At 69.1% G+C, this 23,438-nt stretch carries 23 protein-coding genes; 17 read left to right on the forward strand and 6 right to left on the reverse strand.

Going from position 1 to position 23,438, the window contains the following annotated elements; translation table 11 throughout:
* Positions 1-732 carry a D-alanyl-D-alanine carboxypeptidase family protein gene (locus tag ACFYRH_RS00895; RefSeq protein WP_387765986.1) on the reverse strand — a complete coding sequence of 244 codons (732 nt, stop codon included), beginning with the start codon at positions 730-732 and terminating at the stop codon, positions 1-3.
* A 176-nt stretch (positions 733-908) separates the two neighbouring features.
* On the opposite strand from ACFYRH_RS00895, the gene ACFYRH_RS00900 reads away from it, so the two are divergent.
* The 3 genes from ACFYRH_RS00900 to ACFYRH_RS00910 all read left to right on the forward strand — a co-directional run bounded on the left by ACFYRH_RS00900 (position 909) and on the right by ACFYRH_RS00910 (position 4,326).
* Positions 909-2,267, forward strand: coding sequence for a sensor histidine kinase (locus ACFYRH_RS00900; RefSeq protein ID WP_387765989.1), 1,359 nt, complete (start codon positions 909-911; stop codon positions 2,265-2,267).
* Positions 2,246-3,040 (forward strand): response regulator, encoded by a 795-nt coding sequence (locus ACFYRH_RS00905; RefSeq protein ID WP_387765992.1) that lies wholly within the window; start codon positions 2,246-2,248, stop codon positions 3,038-3,040. Before ACFYRH_RS00900 ends, ACFYRH_RS00905 begins: the two co-directional genes overlap by 22 nt.
* Before the next feature lie 209 nt (positions 3,041-3,249).
* Positions 3,250-4,326, forward strand: coding sequence for a winged helix DNA-binding domain-containing protein (locus ACFYRH_RS00910; protein WP_387765995.1), 1,077 nt, complete (start codon positions 3,250-3,252; stop codon positions 4,324-4,326).
* 88 nt (positions 4,327-4,414) lie between these two features.
* Here the strand turns inward: ACFYRH_RS00910 and ACFYRH_RS00915 are convergent, their stop codons facing one another.
* On the reverse strand, positions 4,415-4,759 hold the full coding sequence (locus ACFYRH_RS00915) for an MmcQ/YjbR family DNA-binding protein (RefSeq protein WP_387765998.1): 345 nt from the start codon (positions 4,757-4,759) through the stop codon (positions 4,415-4,417).
* Between the two features lie 64 nt (positions 4,760-4,823).
* Between ACFYRH_RS00915 and ACFYRH_RS00920 the strand changes: the two genes are divergently transcribed.
* The 5 genes from ACFYRH_RS00920 (at position 4,824) to ACFYRH_RS00940 (ending at position 10,945) form a co-directional block, all read left to right on the forward strand.
* Positions 4,824-5,900, forward strand: a complete 1,077-nt coding sequence (locus ACFYRH_RS00920; protein ID WP_387766000.1) for an alpha/beta hydrolase — start codon at positions 4,824-4,826, stop codon at positions 5,898-5,900.
* Positions 5,860-6,606: an esterase family protein gene (locus tag ACFYRH_RS00925; RefSeq protein WP_387766003.1), complete on the forward strand. Its 747-nt coding sequence runs from the start codon at positions 5,860-5,862 to the stop codon at positions 6,604-6,606. The genes ACFYRH_RS00920 and ACFYRH_RS00925 overlap by 41 nt, the downstream gene beginning before the upstream one ends.
* Before the next feature lie 8 nt (positions 6,607-6,614).
* Positions 6,615-7,850 carry a hypothetical protein gene (locus ACFYRH_RS00930; RefSeq protein WP_387766006.1) on the forward strand — a complete coding sequence of 412 codons (1,236 nt, stop codon included), beginning with the start codon at positions 6,615-6,617 and terminating at the stop codon, positions 7,848-7,850.
* Positions 7,851-7,855: 5 nt separating this feature from the next.
* Positions 7,856-8,722, forward strand: coding sequence for an amidohydrolase family protein (locus tag ACFYRH_RS00935; RefSeq protein WP_387766009.1), 867 nt, complete (start codon positions 7,856-7,858; stop codon positions 8,720-8,722).
* 99 nt (positions 8,723-8,821) lie between these two features.
* Positions 8,822-10,945, forward strand: coding sequence for a DUF222 domain-containing protein (locus ACFYRH_RS00940; protein WP_387766012.1), 2,124 nt, complete (start codon positions 8,822-8,824; stop codon positions 10,943-10,945).
* A gap of 478 nt (positions 10,946-11,423) precedes the next feature.
* Here ACFYRH_RS00940 and ACFYRH_RS00945 read toward each other — a convergent pair whose 3' ends face one another.
* Positions 11,424-12,836 carry a TRM11 family SAM-dependent methyltransferase gene (locus ACFYRH_RS00945; RefSeq protein ID WP_387766015.1) on the reverse strand — a complete coding sequence of 471 codons (1,413 nt, stop codon included), beginning with the start codon at positions 12,834-12,836 and terminating at the stop codon, positions 11,424-11,426.
* Between the two features lie 182 nt (positions 12,837-13,018).
* Here ACFYRH_RS00945 and ACFYRH_RS00950 point away from each other — a divergent pair, with 182 nt between their 5' ends.
* From ACFYRH_RS00950 to ACFYRH_RS00960, 3 genes are all read left to right on the forward strand, one after another.
* Positions 13,019-13,486 carry a GNAT family N-acetyltransferase gene (locus ACFYRH_RS00950; RefSeq protein WP_387766018.1) on the forward strand — a complete coding sequence of 156 codons (468 nt, stop codon included), beginning with the start codon at positions 13,019-13,021 and terminating at the stop codon, positions 13,484-13,486.
* A 2-nt stretch (positions 13,487-13,488) separates the two neighbouring features.
* Positions 13,489-14,202 (forward strand): class I SAM-dependent methyltransferase, encoded by a 714-nt coding sequence (locus tag ACFYRH_RS00955; protein ID WP_387766021.1) that lies wholly within the window; start codon positions 13,489-13,491, stop codon positions 14,200-14,202.
* A 129-nt stretch (positions 14,203-14,331) separates the two neighbouring features.
* The gene (locus ACFYRH_RS00960; protein ID WP_387766024.1) at positions 14,332-16,140 is read left to right on the forward strand and encodes a glycoside hydrolase family 2 protein; all 1,809 of its coding nucleotides are present in this window, start codon (positions 14,332-14,334) and stop codon (positions 16,138-16,140) included.
* On the opposite strand, the gene ACFYRH_RS00965 is transcribed toward ACFYRH_RS00960, so the two are convergent.
* A complete protein-coding gene (locus ACFYRH_RS00965) occupies positions 16,125-17,132 on the reverse strand; it encodes a YeiH family protein (protein WP_387766027.1) in 1,008 nt (335 codons plus the stop codon). The two genes, ACFYRH_RS00960 and ACFYRH_RS00965, sit on opposite strands and share 16 nt — an antisense overlap.
* A gap of 244 nt (positions 17,133-17,376) precedes the next feature.
* Between ACFYRH_RS00965 and ACFYRH_RS00970 the strand changes: the two genes are divergently transcribed.
* A complete protein-coding gene (locus ACFYRH_RS00970; protein WP_387766030.1) occupies positions 17,377-18,156 on the forward strand; it encodes a GntR family transcriptional regulator in 780 nt (259 codons plus the stop codon).
* Here the strand turns inward: ACFYRH_RS00970 and ACFYRH_RS00975 are convergent.
* Positions 18,140-19,069 (reverse strand): LysR family transcriptional regulator, encoded by a 930-nt coding sequence (locus ACFYRH_RS00975; RefSeq protein WP_387766033.1) that lies wholly within the window; start codon positions 19,067-19,069, stop codon positions 18,140-18,142. The genes ACFYRH_RS00970 and ACFYRH_RS00975 overlap by 17 nt on opposite strands.
* A 112-nt stretch (positions 19,070-19,181) precedes the next feature.
* Between ACFYRH_RS00975 and ACFYRH_RS00980 the strand changes: the two genes are divergently transcribed.
* The 5 genes from ACFYRH_RS00980 to ACFYRH_RS01000 are packed head-to-tail and all read left to right on the forward strand — an operon-like array spanning position 19,182 to position 22,585.
* Positions 19,182-19,892 (forward strand): SDR family NAD(P)-dependent oxidoreductase, encoded by a 711-nt coding sequence (locus ACFYRH_RS00980; protein ID WP_387766036.1) that lies wholly within the window; start codon positions 19,182-19,184, stop codon positions 19,890-19,892.
* Between the two features lies 1 nt (position 19,893).
* A complete protein-coding gene (locus ACFYRH_RS00985) occupies positions 19,894-21,006 on the forward strand; it encodes a YbfB/YjiJ family MFS transporter (RefSeq protein WP_387766039.1) in 1,113 nt (370 codons plus the stop codon).
* The gene (locus ACFYRH_RS00990; RefSeq protein ID WP_387766042.1) at positions 21,003-21,353 is read left to right on the forward strand and encodes an SgcJ/EcaC family oxidoreductase; all 351 of its coding nucleotides are present in this window, start codon (positions 21,003-21,005) and stop codon (positions 21,351-21,353) included. The genes ACFYRH_RS00985 and ACFYRH_RS00990 overlap by 4 nt, the downstream gene beginning before the upstream one ends.
* 26 nt (positions 21,354-21,379) lie before the next feature.
* Positions 21,380-21,775 (forward strand): VOC family protein, encoded by a 396-nt coding sequence (locus ACFYRH_RS00995; RefSeq protein ID WP_387766045.1) that lies wholly within the window; start codon positions 21,380-21,382, stop codon positions 21,773-21,775.
* Between the two features lie 24 nt (positions 21,776-21,799).
* Positions 21,800-22,585, forward strand: a complete 786-nt coding sequence (locus ACFYRH_RS01000; protein ID WP_387766048.1) for an arylamine N-acetyltransferase — start codon at positions 21,800-21,802, stop codon at positions 22,583-22,585.
* 24 nt (positions 22,586-22,609) lie between these two features.
* On the opposite strand, the gene map is transcribed toward ACFYRH_RS01000, so the two are convergent.
* Positions 22,610-23,386, reverse strand: coding sequence for a type I methionyl aminopeptidase (map, locus tag ACFYRH_RS01005; RefSeq protein WP_387766051.1), 777 nt, complete (start codon positions 23,384-23,386; stop codon positions 22,610-22,612).
* Positions 23,387-23,438: the final 52 nt, after the last annotated feature.

Consider the following 23,438-nt stretch of genomic DNA (forward strand, 5'->3'; position numbering starts at 1 on the left):
TCAATCTGCCTTGGCCACCGCGTGCGGTTCGCGCGGTGGGCACTTCCTGCCGGGCGTCGTGAGCGCCTCGAAGTGCCAGGGTTCGTTGTCGTACCGGCGGCACACGCCGTACCGCCAGCCGTTCGTGTTCAGCCAGGTCATGGCGGCCGTCGGACCGATGTCCACGGCCTTGCCCTGCACGTGGGCGGAGTACTTCGGCGGCAGCACCCACCGGGTCGCCGCCTTGTAGGTCCCGTACTTCTCGATCGCCTCGTCGAGCAGCCGCTGCTGCTTGGTCGCGCTGCGCCGCGCGGAGGTGATCCGGATCGTCACGCCGTCCGCCTTCGCGGCCGCGATCGCCTTCTTCAAGCGGGTCCGCAGCTTCGGGGTCAGGCCCTCGATGCTCTCCTCGCGAACCCCGGTCGACGGCTTCTTCGTCGCCTTCTCGGACGGCGTGGTCCTCGGAGTCACCGGCGTCCTGGACGGGATCTTCGAGGGTGCCTGCGTCGGCCGGCTCGTCGGCTCGGGCGTGCTGGTGACGAGCGTGGTCGCCGGCGGTGCCCCCACCGCCGGCGCGCTCACGGTCGACACGACCGGTTCCTTGTCCGCGGCCAGGCCGAGCACGTCACCGATCTGCGCGTGCCACAGCAGCAGCGCACCGACGACCGACCCGGCCACGACCACCCCGATCACGGACAGCAACTTTGTCCGTACCCCGCCGTGTGGGCGTGGCGGGCGGCGGTCGTGACTCATGGGGTACAGCCTTTCTGATCGGGACAGCGGGCGCATCGGTCCCAGGGACCGTCCTCGCGTCCCATCTGTAGCCCCTGAGTATCAGTTCGGACGCCGAGCCTCCTCCAAAAGTTGGAGAGACCGCCCCTCCGGTCAGATGAAGCTTCGGCAAACACGGTCTGACTACCCTGGGCGACGTGAATGGGCTCTGGCGGAGATTGTCGCAGGGGCAGCGGGATCTGCTGCTCGCTGCGGTGATCGGCGTGGTCTGGTTCGGGGCGCTGAACCTGATCAGCGGGACCGGTCTGCGCCCGCGCAACCCCGCGGTCTCGGTCGTGACCGGTGTCTTCCTGATCGCCACGGTCGCCTTCGCCCGCCGTACGCCGCGCACCATGCTGCTCGTCGTCTCGATCCTCTACCCCTTCCTGTACGCCGCTGTCGGTACCGGGCTCGCCGCGCAACTGGGGCTGACGATCTTCGGTCAGCCCGAGATCAGTGACGCGGCGCTGCAGTCCGAGATCCATCTCGTCCCGCTGCTCGTGGTCGGGTATTTGGCCGCGGCCGCCGGGGTCCGGCGCTTCACGTGTCTGTTCTTCACCATGGGCAGCCTGGCCGGCCTGATGATCGGTCTGCCGACGGTCGTCGCGATCGTGCTCGGCCACGTGAACCGCGACATCCTGCGCGGCGACCGGTACCAGAGCCTCCCACGGAGCCTGCCGAGCCTGTACTCCTACATCGACGTCTCCCTGTTCGTGTTCGCCGAGGCGCTGATCTGCGGCATGGTGCTGCTCGGCGCGGACGCACGGCGGCGCCGGAAGTCGGTCGCGCTGCTCGAGCAGCGCAATGCCGAGCTGATCCGGCTGCGAGCCGTCGAGGCCGAGCGGGCGGCGGTGGCGGAACGGACCCGGATCGCCCGCGACCTGCACGACGTCATCTCGCACCATGTGAGCGCGGTGGTGATCCGGGCGCAGGCCGCGGACCGGGTGGCCGACCAGCGGCCCGAAGTACTCCGGGAGGCGATCCGCTGGATCATTGCCAGCGGCAAGGAGGCGCTGACCGCGATGCGGGAGACCGTCCGGGTGCTGAACACCGCCTCGCCGCAGGTCGCCGGCGACACCGGCTCCGGCGGCGGGACCGCGCCGGTGCCCGACCTGGCGGATGTGGCGCGGATGGGTGAGCGGCTGCAGGCGGTCGGGATCGACGTGACGATGGAGCTCCCGCCCCGGCAGCGGCAGCTCACGTCGGCGACCGACCTGACCGCGGTGCGGATCATCCAGGAGGCGCTCACCAACGTGATGGTGCACGCGAAGGCGACCGCGGCGCGGGTGACCTGGCAGAGTGGTCCCCAAGGCGAGCTGCTGACCATCGACGACAACGGGAACGGCGGCCCGCCGCCGGTGAACGTGCTGGAGACCGCACGGCGGAACGAGAGCGGCCGCGGCAACGGGTTGATCGGGATGCGGGAACGGGCCACCGCGGTCGGCGGCACGCTCGCCGTCGCGGCCGGGCCCCTGGGTGGATGGAGAGTGCAGGCATGGTTGCCCCCGCAGAACTGAGCCCCAACGGCCCCAACGGTCCGGGCGGCCCGGGCGAGAGCGAGCCGATCCGGATCCTCGTCGCCGACGACCAGGGCGTGATCCGGATGGGGCTGTCGATGATCCTCGACCACGAGCCGGATCTGACCACGGTCGCCCAGGCCGAGAACGGTGCGGAGGCGCTCCGGCTGATCGAGCAGTACGACCCGGACGTGGTGCTGATGGACATCCGGATGCCGGTGATGGACGGACTGGTCGCCACCGAGCAGATCACCTCCGCGAACCGGGCGGCCGGGCGCGCGCGTCCCGCCGTACTGGTGCTGACGACGTTCGACGACGAGGCGTATGTGCTGGCGGCGGTGCGGGCCGGGGCGTCGGGGTTCCTGCTGAAGGACACCGATCCGGATCTGCTGGTGTCGGCCGTGCGTGCGGTGCACCGCGGCGACTCGCTGGTCGACCCGGCCTCGACGCGCGTGCTGCTGGAGCGCTGCATGGAGCTCGAGCGGCAGGTCGACGGCGGTACGGCGCCCGCGGCGCCGGCGCAGCCGGATGCGCGCTGGATCGGTCTGCTCGGTCAGCTCAGCGAGCGGGAGCGCGAGATCCTGGTCTGGATGGCACGCGGGCTGTCGAACCGTGACCTCGCGGCCAAGCTGTTCGTCAGCGAGACCACGATCAAGACCCACGTCAGCTCGGTGCTGTCGAAGCTCGGGCTGTCCAGCCGGGTGCAGGCGGTCGTCGTGGCGTACGAGGCCGGGGTGGTCCGGCCGGGCGAAGCCGACGTGCGCTGGGACTAGGCCAACAGCCAGCCCCCGACGGCCACCACGGCGAGCAGGATCACAACGGTCACGGCTTGGCTCAGCACCGACGCCTTCTGGCGCCGGGGTAGAAAGTCCCCAGTCATGTTTCCAGGGTCGCTCGCGGAACCGCCGCACCCATCGGCCGTCAGGATGGTTCCGGTCTACTACCTCAGGATGACCGGGCGCGGCTTTCGTAGGCTGTCGCGATGACCAAGCCTGTGCTCAGCCGCCGTGTACTGAATCGTACGTTCCTCGAGCGGCAGCAGTTGCTGCACCGGGAGCCCGGAACGGCGGCCGAGCTGATCGAGCGGCTGGTGGGTCTGCAGGCACAGGCGCCGCTGGCCGCGTACGTCGCGTTGTGGTCCCGGCTGCGGGATTTCGACCCGGCCGAGCTGTCCGAGCTGATGACCTCGCGACAGGCCGTGCGCGCGACGTTGCTGCGGGCCACCATCCACTTGGTCACCGCCGACGACTGCCTGCGGATCTGGCCGCTCGTCCGTCCGGTCGCCGATCGCGGGTTCCGCGGCGCGTTCGGCAAGCAGCTGGCCGGTGCGGACATCGACGCGGTCGTTGCCTACGGCTCCGAGTTGCTGAGCCAGGCGCCGTACAGCCGCACCCAGCTCCGGGACGTGCTGGGTGAGCGCTGGCCGGACTGGGACGCGAACGCGATGGCGTACGCCGTGAGCTACCTGCTCGGCACGGTCCAGGTCACTCCGCGCGGCGTGTGGGGCGAGACCGGCCAGGCCGCGCTGCAGACCATCGAGAGCTGGCTTGGGCGGCCGCCGGCGCCGGCACCCTCGATCGACGACCTCGTCCTGCGGTACCTGGCGGCGTTCGGACCGGCGAGTGTGGCCGACGTCCAGATGTGGTCGGGTCTGACGAGACTCCGTGAGGTCGTGGAGCGACTCGACGTGCGTCGGTACGCCGACGAGGACGGGCGGGAGCTGTACGACGTACCGGATGGGGTGCTGACGGATGCGGAGACGCCGGCGCCGGTCCGGTTCCTCCCGGAGTACGACAACCTGCTGCTGGGTCACGCCGACCGGCGCCGCGTGAACCCGGTGGGGCGCCCCGTACCGCTGCCGCCCGGCAACGGCGCCGCGATCGGAACCGTCCTGATCGACGGCGACTACCGGGCCGACTGGCGCCACCACCGGGGCAAGAGCCTGCAGGTCACCCCGCACGAGCCGATCACCGCCGCCGAGCAAGCAGCCGTCGAGGCCGAGGCCGTGAACCTGCTCGGCCTGATCGGCAGTACGGACACACCGGTCGTCGTGTCCTGACCGTCACGGGTGCTTGCACGCAGGCGAAGATCGGCTGCAGCTGATCCCCTGGTGCCGGAATCGCGGCAGCCTGTGACGCGCGGTGCGGTCAGTGCTCCCCGAAGTAGTCGGCTCGGACCTTCTTCGGGACGCACATCGACCAGGCGTCCAGGATCAGCTCGCGCAGCTCGGCGTGGTCGAGGGCGGCCAGCCGGACCTGGATCCAGCGGAACCGCTCGTCGGACGGCCGCGGCGGGAAGAACTTGTCCGGCTCGGAGGCCAGCGCGGCGGCACGCTCCTCGCGAGGGAACCCGATGCCGATGGTCTGCTCGTCCGGAGCGACCGCGAGATAGACGATCTGGCCGACCCGGAACTTGATCTGGTCCCGGACCAGAACTTCGTAGCTGCGCGGCAGGTCCGCGGTGATGGCGCGGATATCGGTGAGATCGACCACGCTCTCACGATAGCCAGCGAACCCTGACACCGGATGTCAGTGTTTCCGTCGGTACCGTGGTCGGATGCCCGCAGTCGTGAGCGCCGTCGAAGGAGCCGAGGTGGTCTTCCGCCTCGGTGACGCCGCGCATGCCTTCACCGGTGTCCGGCTGTGGCAGGAGCTCGGGTTGCCGGCCGACGTGCTGGAGTTCAAACCGGTCGACTTCGGATGGGAGCTGCGGTTGCCGCGGCCGGCGGTGCACCGGATGGAATACCTGTTCGACATCGCCGACCTCGGGATGCGGACCGACCCGACCAACCCGCGCGTCGTCGGCGGGGCGTTCGGCGAGCACTCGTGGCTGCCGCTGCCCGGGTACGTCGAGCCCGCGTGGATCGACGTACCGCCGGTCGCGTCCACGCTGACGCCGCTGACCGTGGACTCGCTGGTCGGGGCGGTCGACGTGCAGGTATGGGCGCCGGAGGGGATCGCGCCGGGCTTCGAGCTGCCGTTGCTGCTGGCGCACGACGGTCCCGAGTTCGCGGCGTACGCCGGGCTCACGCACTACGCGGGGGCGATGATCGCCGACGGCTCGCTGCCACCGTTCCGGCTGGCGCTGATCCGGCCGACCTCGCGAAATCTCTGGTACGCCGCGAATCCGCAGTACGCCGCCGCGCTGACGCAACACGTGGTGCCGGCGGTGCAGGCGCGGTACCGGAGCCGGCGGCCCGTGATGATGGGGGCGAGCCTCGGCGCGCTCGCGGCGCTGCACGCGGAATGGCATTTTCCGAACACGTTTTCCGGTCTGTTCCTGCAGTCGGGGTCGTTCTTCACGCTCGCGACCGATCCGCAGGAGTCGAAGTTCGAGTACTTCGCCGAGGTCTCCGGATTCGTGGAGCAGGTGCTGGCGGCAACCGTGGCGCCGAGTACGCCGCCGGTCGGGCTGACCGCCGGGACGACCGAGGAGAACGTGCACAACAACCGGGTGCTGGCGGCGCGGCTGGCCGAGCTGGGGTTCGCCGTACGGTTCGACGAAACTCCCGACATGCACAACTTCACAGCCTGGCGCGATGTGCTGGATCCTGATCTGACGGAGCTACTGCGGCGGACCTGGGGTGGGGCTGATGGAACGGGAACAGGTCGAGTTGGAGGCGCCGGGGCTTGACCGACCCGGCACCGTGATCCGGTACGGCCACTTCGGCCGCCCCGTGCTGGTCTTCCCGAGCGAGCAGGGCCGCGCCTGGGACTACGAGAACAACGGCATGGTCGACGCCGTCGCGGACCTGATCGAGGCCGGCCGGGTGAAGCTGTACTGCGTCGACTCCTACGACCACGTCAGCTGGTCGGACCGCAGCATCCAGCTCGAGGTCCGCGCGCGGCGGCACGAGCTGTACGAGTCCTGGATCGTCAACCAGGTGGTACCGACGATCGGCGCGGACTCCCCCGGCGTCGCCGACATCATCACGACCGGCTGCAGCCTGGGCGCCTTCCACGCGCTGAACTTCGCGTTCAAGCGCGCCGACCTGTTCCCGATCGCGATCTGCCAGTCGGGCAACTACGACGCGGCGAGCTGGCACGCGTGGGGCGAGCGCGGCGACGCGACGTACTTCAACAACCCGGCCGACTACCTGCCGAACCTCTCCGGCGAGCACCTCGACTGGCTGCGGAGCCGGCTGTTCGTGCTGCTCACGGTCGGGCAGGGCGACTGGGAGACGCATCCCACCGGCTCGTTGCCGTCGGCCCGCGCGACCGCCGCCGTCCTGGAGTCCAAAGGCATCCCGCATGAGCTGGACGTGTGGGGGTACGACGTAGCTCATGACTGGCCGTGGTGGCAGAAGCAACTCGCCCACCACCTGCCCCGATTCTGTTAGGAGCACCTATGTCTGACCGCTCACGGCATCTGATCGGGTTGCTGCTCGGGGCCGAGGAGGACTGGCCGCGAGCCTTCGAGGCGCTGCTGCAGCGCGTCGGTCCGGTGACCATCGACGGGCGCGAGCACGAGTTCGGCTCCCGGCGGCTCACCATCGAGCCGTTCGACCTGAACGACCCGGTGCGGGTCGGCCTGGTGATCGACCGGCTCGCGTACTGGTACTACCACCCGCGCGAGTGGCTGAAGAAGGCCGCGCTGATGAACGGGACGTACCTGCTGAACTCGCCGTTCACGTTCCAGTCGATGGAGAAGCATTCGGCGTACTGCGCGATGCTGCGGCTCGGGCTGAAGATCCCGCGGACCGTGCTGGTGCCGTACAAGAACCCGGTCGACAACGTGCGGTGGGCGTACACGTCGGCGAAGTACAACCAGCCGTTCGACCTGGACGCGATCGCCGACGACCTCGGGTACCCGCTGTACATGAAGCCGTTCGACGGCGGCGGCTGGCGCGGGGTGTCGCGGATCCGGGACCGGGCCGACCTCCACCGCGCGTACGACGAGTCCGGCGAGATGCTGATGCACCTGCAGGCCACCATCGACTACGACAAGTTCGCCCGCGCGCTCTCGATCGGCGCCGAGACGATGGTGATGGACTTCCGCCCGGACGAGCCGATGCACAACCGGTACGCCGTCTCGCACGACTTCCTGTCGCCGTCGGCCGGTCACCAGGCGGTCGCGATCAGCCGGATCGTGAACGCGTTCTTCGGCTGGGAGTTCAACTCCTGCGAGATGCTGGTCAAGGGCGATTCGGTGCACCCGATCGACTACGCCAACGCCTGCCCGGACGTCGCGGTCACCTCGCTGCACTACTACTTCCCGTGGGCACTCAGCGCACTGGTGAAGTGGTCGGTCTTCTGCCTCGCGACCGGCCGGCGCTCGTCGGTCGACCTGCACACCGAGCGGTACTTCGAGATCGCGGACGACGAGTCGCTCGACTACGACGCCAAGCTCGAGGCGTACCTCGGGCTCGCGGACGAGCACTTCGAAACCGCGAAGTACCACGAGTGGTGTGCCGCGCACCTGGGCGACTTCGACCTGCGGGTCCGGGACTGGGTGTCGGGGCCTGACTTCGACCGGCTGCTGCGGGACACCGTCGCGGCGACCTACCCCGCGCACGAGCAGGACCGGTTCCTCGCGCACTTCAAGGGCCTGACCGACCTCTGGCTGGCCGATCAGGCAGGCTAGGGGGCGTGCGTGACTCCGAAGTGCCGGCATGGTGGCAACGACTAGGGCTCGACGGGCTGGTGGACGTGCATGTCCATTTCCTGCCGGACCGGGTGCTGAACGCGGTCTGGGCGTACTTCGACCAGGCCTCGGAGCATTACGGGACGGAGTGGCCGATCACCTACCGCACGTCGCCCGAGGAGCGGCTGAAGACTCTTGATGCGCTGGGCGTTCGTGCTTTCCCGGCGCTGGTGTATCCGCACAAGCCCGGAATGGCTGCTTCGCTCAACGAGTGGGCGCGCGACTTTGCTGCTCGTACTCCGGGCTGCGTTTCCAGCGGCACGTTCTTTCCGGAGCCTTCCGCGGCTGGCTATGTGCGTCAGGCGCTGGAGCTGGGGACGCGGATCTTCAAGGTGCACGTCCAGGTCGGGGACTACGATCCGCGGTCGGGTGAGCTCGACGACGTGTGGGGGCAGTTGGCGGAGGCCGGCGTACCGGTGGTCGTGCATTGCGGGTCGGGTCCGATCCCGGGGCGGCATACCGGGCCCGGGCCGATGGGTGAGGTGCTGCGGCGTCATCCTCGGCTGACGGCGGTCATTGCGCATCTCGGGATGCCGGAGTATGCCGAGCACTTGGCGCTCACGTCGTACCCGAACGTGCATCTGGACACGACCATGGCGCTGACGCCCTTCGTGGAGGCCATGATGCCGTTCCCGCGCGATCTGGTGCCGCGGCTCGGTGAGTTGCAGGACCGGATCGTGCTGGGGACGGACTTCCCGAACATTCCGTACGAGTACGCGGTTCAGCTCTCCGCGCTGGAGAACCTGGGGCTCGGGGACGAGTGGCTGCGCGCGGTCTGCTGGGACAACGGCGCTCGACTGCTCGGCATTTAGTTGCTTTTGGCAATATCCACAGGTATGTACAAGTATTTCCCTTGAAAACAAGGGACTCTGGGCTTGGGAAGTGTCGGCGGGCGTGCCTAGAGTTGATGCATGGAGACGTTGGGTGAGCGACCGGTCTGGTCGATGAGTGGCAGCGAGATGCTGGACACCATCGATCAGCTCGATGCCGAGCTCGCGCGCCTGGAAACGTACCGCCTGCAGGTGATCTCGGGCCTCGACGCGGTCGGGTATGCGCGGGAGATCGGGGCGCAGGACACGGTTCAGCTCCTCGAGTACCGGTACCTGCTGGATCACGTGCGCGCCCGCCGCGACGTACGACTCGCGCTGGCCCTCCCGAAGTACCCCACCGTCACGGAAGCTCTTCCCGCCGTCGACCCCTTTGACTCCCGCGACCCAGACACCGACCCGGCCGACGACTCGCGTGGCCCCGCGCCGCGTCTGAGGACCGCGCAGGCCGAGGCGATCGTGTCCGCGCTCGAGCAGGTCCCGCCGACCGTTCCCGTCGAGGACCTGAACGTCGTCGAGCGCGAACTCGTCGGCCTGGCCCGCCACCTCTGCCCCGCCGAGCTTCGCAAGGCCGGCCAACGAGCCCGCGACATCCTCGACACCGACGGTCCGGAGCCCGAGGAACAGAAGGCGTACGCACGCGAGACACTCACCCTCAGCACCGCCGACCGCGGCGTCAAGTTCCGCGGCTACCTGGCCAACGAGAACGCCGAACTCCTCCGCACGCTCATCCACGCCGGCGCCCGCCCCCACAAAACCGTCGACGGCGCACCAGACCCCCGCCCCCACGACAAACGCCAAGCCGACGCCCTCACCACAGCCCTCACCATCGCCGCAACCACCCTCGACACCACAACCCCAGCCAACCGCCAGGCAAACTCCGCCGGTCACTCGAGCAAGGCAAACGCTGCCGGGCACGCAGGTGAGGCGACCGCTGGTGGTCACGCGAGCGAGGCAAACGCTGCCGGGCACGCGGGTGGGGCGAATGCTGATGGTCACGCGAGCGATTCGACTACTGCCGGGCACACGCGTGGCGCGAATGCTGATGGTCACGCGAGCGAGGCGAACACTGCCGGGCACGCGGGTGGGGCGAATGCTGATGGTCACGCGAGCGAGGCGAACACTGCCGGGCACGCGGGTGGGGCGAGTGATGGTGGAACTGGCGGGCAGGTCCCGGGCTTCGGCGCGAAGGCGAACATCACGGTCACCATCGACCTTGCCGACCTCCGATCAACAGCGGCCGACGCAATTGGCGACGTCGTGTATGGCGACGGCCTCTCCGCCGCCGCCCTCCGTCTCCTGGCCTGCGACGCGAAGATCATCCCCCTGGTACTCGGCTCGAACTCCGAACCCCTGGACGTAGGCCGCTCCCAACGCCTGGTCACCCGCTCCCTCCGCCGCGCCCTGAACGCCCGCGACCGGGGCTGCGTCGTCTGCGGCGCCCCACCCATCATGTGCGACGCCCACCACCTGATCTCCTGGCTCCACGGAGGCGACACCAAACTCACCAACCTCGCCCTCCTCTGCCGCCGCCACCACCGAGCCCTCCACGCCGGCGAGTGGACCATCACCATCATCAACAACCAGGTCCACGTATCCCGCCCCACCTGGACCACTCCACCACCGTCCCGCACCAACCACCCACGTCCGCCCAACGCCCAACCACCCGCCAACCCCAGACCCACCACACCCCACACACCCACGCCCGCACCCACGCCCGCACCCACGGCCGCCCACACACCCACGCCTGCGCACACACCCGCGGCCGCGCACACACCCACGCCTGCACCCACGGCCGCCAACACACGCTCGACTGCACCCACCGCAGTTCCGACACCCACGTCTGCGCGCACATCTGCCGCAGCGCCGACCATCACGAATGCGTCGGCACCCAACCCCATTTCGGCAGCACTATCCGACCACCCAGCTCCAGCATTCGGCGCCATCGCCAACCGCTCGGCCATCGGACGAGAGCTGCTCACCAAGCTGACATCCACCACCGAACCCGGCACCCCAGCCTCCGCGCATTCCCTCCACGAGGCCGCATCCCGAGCCATCTGGGGCGAATCCACCACCACTGACGATCCTCAGGCCCACGACACCCCGCACAGTCAAACCACCGCGAGCCCTCCAGCCGACCACCGCGCAGACCCGTGGGCGGATCCCCCAGCCGACACCCCAACCCCATCCCCACAATCAGCCGCCTGACCACCCCGCATCAAACGCACTCGGCCCCGTCGCAACCAACGGGCAAACCTCGGTCGCGTACTCCGTGACGCACGCGCACACGTCGACGTACAACGTGCGTCTAAGACCCCGGCACCCCTGCGCGAACCCACAACAGTCGCAGTCCTGACAGGAGCATCCGCAACGACCGCCTGCCCAGCTCCATCACCAGCGGCAACCCAACCAGGCGCGCCCCCGGCCCCGCCCGCACGCCGACGTACAACGCGCAGCCCCGCCCGACCGCACCCACACGAACGCAGCCGGCCACCGGGATCGGTAAGAGCACCTGTGCGGACCCGAAGGTGCCGACAGCACAGGCAGCACGGACCGCACGGGCGTCCCCTCGCCCCGGCGCTCAGCGAGACCTGCCTGCGCGGTGACCTACAACGCGCCCGGTCACGCGCCCCGGCACGGGCAGCACGAGCAGCACGAGCAGCACGGGCAGCACGGGCAGCACGACTCAATCACGAGCGTCACCTCGGCCAGCCGCTCCACCAGACCCGCCTGCACGGCGACCTACAGCCCGCCCGGCAATGCGCTCCGGCGCAGGCAGCGCGGGCAGCGCGGGCAGCGCGGGCAGCGCGGGCAGCGCGGGCGTCATCCTCGGCCGGACGCTCCGCCAGACTCGCTTGCGCGGTGACCTGCGGCGCGCCTGGTCACGCGCTTCGGTACGCGCCGACGTCGTGCTCGGCGAGGCGTCCGCGGGCCCGAACGCGCACGCGGGCCTGAACGCGCACGCGGGCGTCAACGCGTGCTCGCCCGCTGTCCGCGATCTGGCGATGCCGTGACCGAGATCGATCCACGGACCTGCAAGGTGATGACAGCGGTGACCAACCCGAGCACCGGCGCGAACGTACACACCAGCCGTAGAACGGTTGGTGGCATCGATCTGATTTCGCGGCCGGGCCGGTCTGAGCGGTGTTCGACTGCGGCCGAGGATGTAGACGGTCGGGGTCGCGCCGTTGTACCTGAGGAGGCGTTGACGCACGACCTTCAACGTCGGCCGGCGGTCGACGGCGGCGAGGAGAGTGCGCTTGTCCTCAGTGAGGAGAACAGCGCGCCCGTGGGCCGTCAGGACTCGATCGAGCTCCCGCAGGAAGGCCGGGTACAGGCGCTGGTTGGCCCGATGACTGCCGACCTGCTTGCCGAACGGGAGGTTCGCGACAACTCGCTCCAAGCTGCCGGAGGCGACCGGCAGCGCCTCCGCCGTGCCCCGCACGAGCGGGAACCCATCCCGAGCGGCCAGGGTCAGGGCATTCGGGTCGTGGTCCAGTCCGAGGACTGTTGCCGTCGGGACGCGACGGCGTACGGACCGAAGAATGGTGCCGGTACCGCAGAACGGATCGAGCACGCGCGACGCCGGGTGGATCTTCGCCAGCCGGACGAGTACCTCCGCGACGATCAGGTTCGTTGACCAGGGCAACCGTTCGGGCCGGCCGAATCGGCGTGTCCAGGAGAGCGGGCCGTATTCGACGACCCCGTCGGTGAGGTTGACGTCCCAGTCGCACGGCCGGTTGAGCCAGCCGGATCGTTGCGCGGTCGCCGTGATCAGCTCGCGCCGCCGCACCGGATCATCAGCGCCGACGCGGAATCTGATCGGCGGTGGAAGAGTGCTGAGTACGCCGGTCCGCAGCGACCCGTCGAGATCGCGGACGGCGACCGTCGAGTACAACGCGCAGGCGGCGAGTTCGTCCAGCGGTCCGTCGAGCACGCAGTACACGGTCTCGGCCGACGTCTGGTGGATCGAATGGACGGACGGCATCGCGCGTAGTTCCTCGACGAGGAGATCGGCGGCGCCGTCGATCGTACGCAGGACAAGGTGATCGGTGACGCGGGCAGCAACGCCGCGTCCCGGCTCGGGAAGGCCGGACACAAGAAGGCTCCTGAAGGCTCGCGATCGACAGAGCAGTCGAAGCGCGGCGTACGCACGTCCGATCGGGCCGACTCCGCTCCGGAGCCCGCCGCGTCAGTCGCGCTTACGCCTTCAGGAACAACGCATCGCGGGCACTTTAATATGGGGCGCGCCGCCTCCTCACCTGCATTTACGATGCACGCGTGGAATACGACGTACAGGAGCGTTCACTGGACGACGCCGAACTGGCCGGCCTGCTGGAGGCCGCGTTCGCCGAACTCGTCACGCGCAACGGCCGCGAAGGACGCACACAGGTCAAGAGCGGCGCACGGTACTTCGTGGTGCTCGACGGCGAGGACCGTGCCGTCGGGTGTGGTGCCGTACAGGTGTTCGGCCCGGACACCGAGCATGCGGGCGACGGTGAGGTCAAGCGGATGTACGTCGCTCCGCCGGCCCGCGGGCGGGGATACGCGCGCGCGTTGCTGACCGCCCTCGAGAACGCAGCCCGCGAGGCCAACCACCCGGTCCTCCGGCTGACAACCAGCGAGCGCCAGCCCGAAGCAATCGCACTCTACGAGTCCTGCGGTTTCGTGCGGGTCGACCCATGGGGCAAGTACGCAACCGAACCCACCACCCGCTGCTACGGCAAACCCCTCAACCCGACAAGCTAGCGATGACGGACTCCCGGATCTCCACGGTTGACCAGTTGTTCGAGGTTCTCGATCAGGTGGTGGGCGCGAGCCCTCGCGGCGACCGCTCACATGCGTCAGCCACGGAGTACTGGACCAGCCTGTTGACCACCCCGGGTCATCCACTCGCGATTCAGCTCCCCGACGAGCCGCTGGTCGACTGGTACGAGCGAGGCCTTCTCGGTCAGCTCGACGGAAAGCGTGTTCTTGACGTCGGATGCGGCGGCGGACGGAACGCGCGGTGGTTCGCCGAGCAGGGGGCGACGGTTGATGGCATCGACCTCGCTGCCGGGCTGCTCGACGTGGTTCGGCCGAGCATGCCGGCCGGGGTCACGCTGAGCGCACTCGACGTACTGCGTGACTCGTTGCCGGACTGTCAGTTCGACGTCGTGTACGACTCGGGTTGCTTTCATCACGTCGCGCCGCATCGGCGGATCACCTACCTGCGGCGGGTGTTGTCGCTGGTTCGGCCCGGTGGGCGGTTCGGCGTGGTCACCTTCGCGGCCGAGCGGATGGAGACGCCGAGCGATCTCGAGATCGTCACTAGCGGGGACACGTCCGGCGGGATGGCCTTCTCGCTCGATGACCTCCGGGGGATCTTCGGTGCGCTCACGCCCGTCGAGCTTCGCGCTGTGCGGGCGGGTCGGGAGGGCACCTTCGCGCCGGACTTCCTCAATGCCGGCCTGTTCACGGCTTAGGACCGACCGGCGCCCACCGGCCGGCGCCGGGGCAGGAGATTCCAGCGGGTGGACGGTGGCCGTTGCTGAGGCTATTTCAACGTTGTAAAGTGCTGGCGACCCCACCAGAACAGCATCACGGGAGAGTTCATGTCGCAGCCTCGTGCGGAGTACCCACGTCCGCAGTTCGTTCGGCCCGAATGGGTCAATTTGAACGGTGAGTGGCAGTTCGAGATCGACCGGTCGGACTCCGGACTGGAGCGCGGCCTGCGTGATCGGGAGCTGACGCAGCGGATCGTCGTACCGTTCGCGCCGGAGACCGAGTTGTCCGGGATCGAGGACGTCGACTTCATGGAGGCGGTCTGGTACCGCACCACCGTCACGATCCCCGCCGACTGGGCCGGCAAGGAGGCGGTCCTGCACTTCCAGGCCGTCGACCACGACGCCACCGTCTGGGTGAACGACCAGGAAGTGGTCCGGCACCGCGGCGGGTTCACCCCGTTCAGCGCCAACCTGCGCCACGTCGTCCAGCCCGGTGAGGAGGCGACCATCGTCGTCCGCGCCCGGGACACCCACCGCGGCCCGCAGGCGCGCGGCAAGCAGAGCCAGCTGTACGCGAACCACAGCTGCCTCTACACCCGGACCACCGGCATCTGGCAGACCGTCTGGCTGGAAGCGGTCCCGACGGTGCACCTGAAGCGTCCGCGGATCACCCCCGACGTGGCCGGCTCCAGCTTCCACCTCGAGGCGCCACTGTCCGCGAACAAGGCCGGCTACAAGGTCCGCGCCGTCCTGAAGGACGCCGACGGCGAGGTCGCGACCGCCGAGGTGCGCGCCGACCTCGACCTGGCCCCGCGGCTGACGCTGCAGGTCCCGGCCGACCGCGTCCGGCTCTGGGACACCACGGACCCGCACCTGTACGACGTCCGCCTCGAGCTGATCGATGCCGAGGGCAACGTCGCGGACGCCGCCGACTCGTACGCCGGCCTGCGGTCGGTCTCGATCAACGGCAAGGCGATCCTGATCAACGGCAAGCACGTCTTCCAGCGGCTCGTGCTGGACCAGGGCTACTGGCCGGAGAGCCTGATGACCGCCCCGTCCGAGGAGGCGATCGTCCGCGACATCGAGCTCAGCCTGGCGGCCGGGTTCAATGGCGCGCGGCTGCACCAGAAGGTCTTCGAAGAGCGGTTCCTGTACCACGCGGACCGGCTCGGCTACCTGGTCTGGGGCGAGTTCGGCGACTGGGGCTCCGGCGTCGGTCACACCGGTGACGACAACCAGCAGCCGACCGCGACGTACGTCGGTCAGTGGCTCGAGGCCGTCGAGCGGGACTACAGTCACCCGAGCATCATCGGTTGGTGCCCGCTGAACGAGACCCACCAGCTGCTGCACGACCGGATCACCCAGCTGGACGACGTCACCCGCGCGATGTTCCTCGCCACCAAGGCCGCCGACACCAGCCGGCCGGTACTGGACGCGTCCGGCTACTCGCACCGCGTGCCGGAGACCGACGTCTGGGACTCGCACAACTACGAGCAGGACCCGGCCGAGTTCGCGAAGCAGATGGCCGACCTGGTCAACGACAAGCCGTACGGGAACACCGGCGGCCCCGAGGGCAAGCCGATCTCGCTCGCGTACGACGGCCAGCCGTACTTCTGCAGCGAGTTCGGCGGCATCTGGTGGAACGCCGAGAAGGCGGCCGCCGGCAAGACCGGGAACTCCGCGGATTCCTGGGGCTACGGCCAGCGGGTCGCGAACGAGGAGGAGTTCTACACGCGCTTCGCCGGCCTCGTCGACGCGTTGCTCGACAACGAGTTGATGTTCGGTTACTGCTACACGCAGCTGACCGACGTGTTCCAGGAAGAGAACGGCATCTACAACTTCGACCGCAGCAACAAGCTCGACGTACCGCGGATCAAGGCCGTCCAGGAGCGTCAGGCCGCTTACGAGAAGGACTGAAGTCCGAGGCTGCCGACAGCGACCAGGACCCAGAGAATCGCGCCGAGAAGGAGCGGCCTGGGTCCTGCGTCGCGCAGCTCGCGCGGCCGCAGCGAGAGCCCGATCGCGGTCAGCGCGGCGGTGATCATGGTGCTGCCGATCAGGGTGAGCGTCGGCAGCCAGGCTTCGGGTACGGCGCCCGCGGTGCGCAGCCCCGCGGCCGCGATGAAGCCGATCAGGAACAGCGGGACGAGTTTGCGCCACGGCAACGGTTTACGGATCGAGGCCGTGGCGCCTTCGTACGAGCCCGTGGAGCCGGCGTTCAGCGCCCGGGCCGCGCGGTTCTCGCGGCGGATCTTGAGCGCGACCAGCGTGAGCACGATCGGGATCAGCGTCAGCGAACGGGTCAGTTTCACGACGATCGCCTGGTCGCCGGCCTGCTGGCTGTACGCGTAACCGGCCGCGACGACGGACGAGGTGTCGTTGACCGCCGTACCCGCCCAGAGGCCGAAGGCTTCGGGGCTCAGGTTCAGCAGGTGGCCGAGCGGCGGGAAGGTCAGGACCGCGACGATGTTGAAGGTGAAGATCGTCGCGAGGGCGTAGGCGACCGAGGAGCGCTTGGCACCGATCGCCGCGGTTGCCGCTGCGATTGCCGAGCCGCCGCAGATCGCCGTACCGACGCCGATGAGGGTTTGGGTGTCGCCGCGTACGCCGAGGATTCGGCCGAAGAGCCACGCGCCGCCGAGTGCGAGGGCGAGGGTGCCCAGCATGACGGGCAGGGAAGAGATGCCGACGCGGGCGACCTGCTGGAGTGACAGGCCGGTGCCGAGTACGACGATCGACAGCTGGAGCAGCGTCTTCGAGGCGAAGTCGTAGCCCGGGCGCCAGGCGTCGGAGCGCAGTACCGGGATGAAGGAGCCGGCGAGTACGCCGAGCACGATCCCGAAGACCGGGCCGCCCACCAGAGGAACCAGCCGCCCGAGGGGCACCGCGACGGCCGTCAGGACCAGCACGATCACCAGCCCCCGCAATCGCCAAACGGCAGAGCCGAGGCGACGGTTGATCGGAAGAACCCCAGCAGTCCCGGCGGCCGGATCTGTCATGGTCGGGTCGGACGGGTCGGTGGTTGGGTCGGCGGGGTTGGGGTCTGGTGTCCTAACCTCGACGTGCACCACTAGCCGGTCCTCCCTTGCGGAAATGTGCGTACATTTAAGGTAGGAGATGACCGGACATTTGGCAACCGCTGGGAGGGCATGGGTGAGCACGGGCAGGCTCGATCGGGCTGCCGGGGAGCCGTTGTGGAAGCAGCTGCAGGCGGATCTGGTGCGGCGGTTGCGGTCCGGTGAGTTCGACGACGCGTTCCCGGGGGAGCTCGCGCTGGTCGACGAGTACGCCGTCAGCCGGCACACCGTCCGTCAGGCACTCGCCCAGCTGCGCGCCGACGAGCTCATCGTCGCCGAGCGCGGCCGCCAGCCACGGGTGGCAACGGCGCCGGAGATCCGCCAGCCGATGGGTGCGCTCTACAGCCTGTTCTCGTCCGTCGAGGAGTCCGGCCTCGCGCAGCGCAGCGTCGTCCGCGCACTCGACGTCCGCGCTGACGGCGTCGTCGCCGCCCGTCTCGACCTCGAGGAATCCATTCCGCTCCTCTACCTCGAGCGCCTCCGGTACGCCGGTGACGAACCGCTCGCCCTCGACCGCGTCTGGCTTCCCGCCACGCTCGCCGAGCCCCTCCTCAACGCCGACTTCACCCACACGAGCCTCTACAACGAGCTGGCCCGACGCACCGGCATCAACCTGGACCACGGCCGTGAAGACATCCGCGCCGTGAACCCCGGTCCCGCCGAGCGCGCCCTCCTGCACTGCCCCGACGACGCCGCCGTGTTCTCGATCATCCGCCAGGGCAGCGCCCAGAACCGCCCGGTCGAGTGGCGTCACACGCTCGTCCGCGGCGACCGCTTCGCCTTGTCAGCAGAGTTCTCGGCACACGCCGGCTATCGCCTGATGCCTGCCACCACAGCCCTCACCCAGGCGTGGTGACCCCCAACCGCGATCGGAACGGATCGTCCGACGGCAGCCACCCCACCGCCGGGTCGAAGTCGATCGCCACATCTTGAGTCAACGCCTCAACAGCCGCGAGTACGGCGGGACGCGTCTCCGACCGCCGCGACACCAAGGCCCACGTCCACACCGGCACGGGATCGACGACGGGTCGGCGTACCAGTCCCCGGGGCAGCGGCGTCGCGTCGCGTTTGGGCGAGCTGATCACGGGCCGACCCAACCGGCGTACGTGGTCGTAGAAGGCAGGACCGGTGATGCCGTGGTCGTCGATCCGGACCACTGACGCACCGGTGGCCCGCGCGAACTCGACCGCGTAGATGTTCCACGACGCCCACGCCGCGGTGTCCGCGTCCACCAGAACCCCCGCGTCGGCCGCCCGCACCGGCGACTCGTCACGCCCCACCGCGAACAGCCGATCCACACCCAACAGCTGACCGGTCAGCTCCTGCTCAGCCAGGTCGGTCGCACGCACCCAGCAGATCGCCAGGTCGATGCTCCCGTCGGCGACCCGCCCGGCCTGCGTGTGCGACGGCATCACCCACGCATCGACGAGCAACTGCGCCACCCCGGACACCCGTTCGGCCAGATCCGGCGGCCGCCAGCTGACATAGCCCAACCGCACCGGCTCGCTCGCGGCGAACCCCCGAGCGGTACGCCGCAACGCGTCCGCCTGCTCCAGCAGCGCCCGCGTCTGCGGCAGCAACGTCTCGCCGTACGCCGTCAGCGTCACGGTCCGCCGATCGCGCTCGAACAACCGCACGCCGAGGTCCCGCTCGAGCGACTTGATCTGCTGCGACAACGACGGCCCGGCGATGTGCAACCGGGCCGCGGCCCGGCCGAAGTTCAGTTCCTCGGCGACCGCCACGAAGTACCGCAACTGCCGAAGCTCCACGGCGCTCAGCGTAGTAGGCGCAGCCTCCCAGGTAGGAGAAAGCCGGTCGTGGAAAAGCCCACATGGTTCGACGAATATCGAAGTAACACCCACTCAGAAGAGAGCGAGAACCATGAACTCCCAGAAAGTCGCCGTCGTCACCGGGGCCTCCCAGGGGATCGGCGCAGGCCTCGTCACGGCGTACCGCAAGCTCGGCTACGCCGTCGTCGCGAACTCGCGGACCATCGCGCGGTCCGACGACCCGTTGGTCCTGGCCGTCCCCGGCGACCTCGCCCAGCCCGGCGCCGGCACCGCGGTGATCGAGCGGGGCCTGGAGGCCTTCGGCCGGATCGACACCCTGGTCAACAACGCCGGCATCTTCGTCGCGAAGCCGTTCACCGAGTACACCGACGAGGACTACGAGAAGATCGCCGGACTCAACCTGCGGGGCTTCTTCGACACCACCCGGCGCGCGATCGCCGCGCTGCTGGAGAACGAGGACGGCGGGCACGTCGTCAACATCACCACCGCGTTCGCCGAGCACGCGTTCAGCAGCGTCCCGGCGGCGCTCGCCGCGCTGACCAAGGGTGGCCTGAACTCCGTCGTCACGTCGCTCGCGACCGAGTACGCGACCCGCAACATCCGGGTCAACGCCGTGTCCCCGGGCGTCATCCGGACGCCGATGCACCCGGAGGAGACGCACGAGTTCCTCGCCGCTCTGCACCCGGTCGGCCGGCTCGGCGAGATCGACGAGATCGTCGAGGCGGTCACCTACCTGGAGAACGCGAAGTTCGTGACCGGCGAGGTCCTGCACGTCGACGGCGGCCAGCGGGCGGGTCACTGACATGCAGCCCTGGCGTCTGGCGGGACAGGGAGCGGCGGCACTGGCCGGCGGGATGGGGATCGGGCGGTTCGCGTACACGCCGATCCTGCCGCTGATGCACGCACAGGCCGGCCTCACCCCGCGCCTCGGAGCGGCACTCGCGACCGCGAACTACACCGGTTACCTCGCCGGTGCGGTGGCCGCGGTCGTGGCGCCGCGACTGGTGCACTCCCGCTGGACGCTGCGGGTGTCCCTGCTGATCCTCAGCGCGACCCTCGCGCTGATGCCGGTCGGTCACAGCGGTTCGCTCTGGTTCGTCCTGCGGCTGATCGCGGGGGTCGCGAGCGCACTGGTGTTCGTGATCGCGGTGAGCGCCGTACTCCCCCGGCTGCGCAGTCACCACGTCGGCTGGACTTTCGGCGGCGTCGGCGCCGGCATCGCGCTCTCGGGCGCGGTGTTGATCGGCGGCACTGCGCTGATCGGTGGTACGTGGCGTACGGCGTGGTGGATCACGGCCGTACTGACCATCGCCTGCACGATCCCGGCCTGGCACCTGACCGGATCGCCGGCTGCCCGCACCCGAGGGACCGGCGGCAGGTCACGACATTTCACCGCACTGCTTACCAGCTACACCCTCGAAGGCGTCGGCTACATCATCGCCGGCACCTTCTTGGTTGCCGCGATCAACGAAACGGCCTCGGGAGCGGTCGGGAACGGCGCCTGGATCATCGTCGGTCTGGCCGCCCTACCGTCGACCGCCCTGTGGGCGACACTCAGCCGACGCTGGTCGCGATCGAAGCTGCTGCTGATCGCGCTCGTCCTGCAGGCGATCGGAATCGCACTGCCCACTGTCGTCCACGGCGTCGCCGCTGCCCTGATCTCCGCCGCGCTCTTCGGCGCGACGTTCCTCGGCGTCGCCAACCTCGCGATCGCGATCGGCGCCGACCTCCAGGTCCCGCACGCGGTCGCGATCCTCACCACCGGCTACAGCCTCGGCCAGATCATCGGCCCGCTGGCGGTCGGACCCCTGCTCCACAATGGATACCACCAGGCGCTCCTGGTCAGCGCCGCCGTCGTGGCCCTCGCCGCGACCGCCGCGCTCCTGGTCCGCCACCCCTCAAGGAGACTTGTATGAAACAGATTCTCACCAGCGTTCTGGACCAGTGGAAGTCCGGGGTCGACGCTCACGATCCCGAGCGGGTCGCGGCCCTCTTCACCGAGGACGCGATCTTCCAGGGCCTGCACCCGTACGGCGTCGGCCGCGCGACCGTCAGTGAGTACTACGACTCGCAGCCGCTCGGGATGGCGGCGCAGTACCGGATCCTCGAGACCCGGCAGCTCGCGGACGACCTGCTCCTCGGGTACCTGACCGTCGACTTCACCTTCACCGACCGGCCGGCACTGACCGTCAATCTGAGCGTGCTGCTGCGGCACATCGGTGACGACTGGCTCATCGCGCACTACCAGGTGTCGAAGTTGTAGATGCCGAAGTTGTAGATACTGGCCGCATGAGTGTGAAAGAGCTGCGGCTGGTCGTGACGGCGGAGGACTACGACGAGGCGGTGACCTTCTACCGCGACGTACTCGGGCTGCCCGAGCGGGCGTCGTACTCCTCGGAGAACGGGCGGGTGGTGATCCTCGAGGTCGAGCGGGCGACGCTCGAGATCGCGGATCCCGGGCAGGCGGAGTTCATCGACGAGGTCGAGGTCGGCCGGCGGGTGGCCGGGAAGTACCGGGTCGCGTTCGAGGTCGAGGACTCCGCCGCGACCACCCAGCAACTCGCCGACGCCGGCGCGACCGTCGTCGCGGCACCGACCCGCACGCCGTGGAACTCGCTCAACGCCCGCCTGGAGACGCCCGGCGGCATCCAGCTCACGCTGTTCACCGAACTTGACCTCAAGTGAACTGGAAGTGTTGAGGTAGCGGGCATGTGGAACATCGAGAGCCTCGACCTGGACGCCTACCTCGCCCGGATCGGACACGACCGGGTCGCCCCGTCGGCGGATGCGTTACGCAGCCTGCATCGCGCGCACGTGCTCGCGATCCCCTTCGAGAACATCGACGTGATCCTGGGGACGCACCCGGGGATCACGCTGGACGCGATCCAGGCCAAGCTGGTCGGCCGGCAACGCGGCGGGTACTGCTACGAGCACGCTCTGCTGTTCGGCGCCGCCCTCGAGCAGCTCGGGTACGACGTCGTACGGCGGGTCGCCCGCGTCCAGCCGCACAAGGCCGGCCCGCGGACGCACGCGCTGCTGAAGGTCGGCGTCGACGGACAGGAATTCCTCGCGGACGTCGGATTCGGCGCCGGTCAGCTCTACCCGACTCCGTTGAAGGACGGCGTGGTGATCGACCAGGCCGGCTGGGACCATCGCCTGACCCTCGACGGCGACCTGTGGACGTTGTCGAAGCAGACTGCGGACGGTTGGATCCCGCAACACGCGTCCAACGACGAGCCGGTCCGCCCGATCGACTACGAGGTCTACCACCACTACGTCTCGACGCACCCGAAGTCCCCGTTCACCGGCCGTCCCGTGGTGATGCGCGTCGCCGACGGCGTCGTACGGCGACTCGTGGGCGACACGCTCACGGTCGAACACGCCGACGGCCGTACGACGGAACGCGCCGTGCCACCGCAGGACCTGCCGGACGTCCTCGCGTCCCTCGACGTGGTCCTCAGCGCGGAAGAGATCGACCGCCTCGAGCTCGTCTAGGGCGCGACGCCCGCGACGCCGGCCTCACGTCTGCTTCGGCAGCGTGAGAATCTCGGCGCCGTCCTCGGTGATGGCGATCGTGTGCTCACTGTGCGCTGTCCGGCAACCGGTCGCACTGCGCAGAGTCCACCCGTCGTCATCGGTGACGAGCTCCGCGGTGTCGGCCATCACCCACGGCTCCAGGGCGAGCAACAGGCCCGGCCTCAGCTTGTACCCACGGCCCGGCCGTCCGGTGTTCGACACGTGGGGATCCTGGTGCATCGTCGATCCGATGCCGTGACCACCGAACTCGACGTTGATCGGATACCCCGCGTCGCTCAGCACCGTGCCGATCGCATGCGAGATGTCGCCGATCCGGGCTCCCGGACCGGCCGCGGCGATGCCTGCGGCCAGTGCACGTTCGGTCGCGGTGATCAGCGCGACGCTCTCCGCGGGCCTCGAGTCGCCGACGATGAAGCTGATGGCGGAGTCCGCGGCGATGCCTTCCAAGGTGACGGCGAGGTCGAGGGACACCAGATCACCGTCGGCGATCCGGTAGTCGTGCGGCAGCCCGTGCAGCACGCCGTCGTTGACGGACGTGCAGATGTAGTGACCGAACGGCCCGCGCCCGAACGACGGCTCGTAGTCGACGTAGCAGGACTGTGCCCCGGCCTCGGCGATCATCTCCTGGGCCCACCGGTCGATATCCAGCAGGTTGGTGCCGACGGCACTCCGGCTCTTCAGGGTCTGCAGGATGCCGGCGACCAGCGCGCCGGTGTCCTTCGCGCGCGCGACTTCGGGGGGACTCAGGATCTCGATCATGCGGGCGTCCTTCTCACAGATGCAAAAACCACGACACCAATAACTATACCGG

Source organism: Kribbella sp. NPDC004875, assembly GCF_042873375.1.
In the GTDB taxonomy this organism is placed as follows: domain Bacteria; phylum Actinomycetota; class Actinomycetes; order Propionibacteriales; family Kribbellaceae; genus Kribbella.

Coding starts and splice junctions, on each gene's coding strand:
- ACFYRH_RS00895 (WP_387765986.1), bottom strand. CDS start 732: ATGAGTCACGACCGCCGCCCGCCACGCCCACACGGCGGGGTACGGACA.
- ACFYRH_RS00905 (WP_387765992.1), top strand. CDS start 2,246: ATGGTTGCCCCCGCAGAACTGAGCCCCAACGGCCCCAACGGTCCGGGC.
- ACFYRH_RS00910 (WP_387765995.1), top strand. CDS start 3,250: ATGACCAAGCCTGTGCTCAGCCGCCGTGTACTGAATCGTACGTTCCTC.
- ACFYRH_RS00920 (WP_387766000.1), top strand. CDS start 4,824: ATGCCCGCAGTCGTGAGCGCCGTCGAAGGAGCCGAGGTGGTCTTCCGC.
- ACFYRH_RS00925 (WP_387766003.1), top strand. CDS start 5,860: ATGGAACGGGAACAGGTCGAGTTGGAGGCGCCGGGGCTTGACCGACCC.
- ACFYRH_RS00930 (WP_387766006.1), top strand. CDS start 6,615: ATGTCTGACCGCTCACGGCATCTGATCGGGTTGCTGCTCGGGGCCGAG.
- ACFYRH_RS00940 (WP_387766012.1), top strand. CDS start 8,822: ATGGAGACGTTGGGTGAGCGACCGGTCTGGTCGATGAGTGGCAGCGAG.
- ACFYRH_RS00955 (WP_387766021.1), top strand. CDS start 13,489: ATGACGGACTCCCGGATCTCCACGGTTGACCAGTTGTTCGAGGTTCTC.
- ACFYRH_RS00960 (WP_387766024.1), top strand. CDS start 14,332: ATGTCGCAGCCTCGTGCGGAGTACCCACGTCCGCAGTTCGTTCGGCCC.
- ACFYRH_RS00980 (WP_387766036.1), top strand. CDS start 19,182: ATGAACTCCCAGAAAGTCGCCGTCGTCACCGGGGCCTCCCAGGGGATC.
- ACFYRH_RS00985 (WP_387766039.1), top strand. CDS start 19,894: ATGCAGCCCTGGCGTCTGGCGGGACAGGGAGCGGCGGCACTGGCCGGC.
- ACFYRH_RS00990 (WP_387766042.1), top strand. CDS start 21,003: ATGAAACAGATTCTCACCAGCGTTCTGGACCAGTGGAAGTCCGGGGTC.
- ACFYRH_RS00995 (WP_387766045.1), top strand. CDS start 21,380: ATGAGTGTGAAAGAGCTGCGGCTGGTCGTGACGGCGGAGGACTACGAC.
- ACFYRH_RS01000 (WP_387766048.1), top strand. CDS start 21,800: ATGTGGAACATCGAGAGCCTCGACCTGGACGCCTACCTCGCCCGGATC.
- map (WP_387766051.1), bottom strand. CDS start 23,386: ATGATCGAGATCCTGAGTCCCCCCGAAGTCGCGCGCGCGAAGGACACC.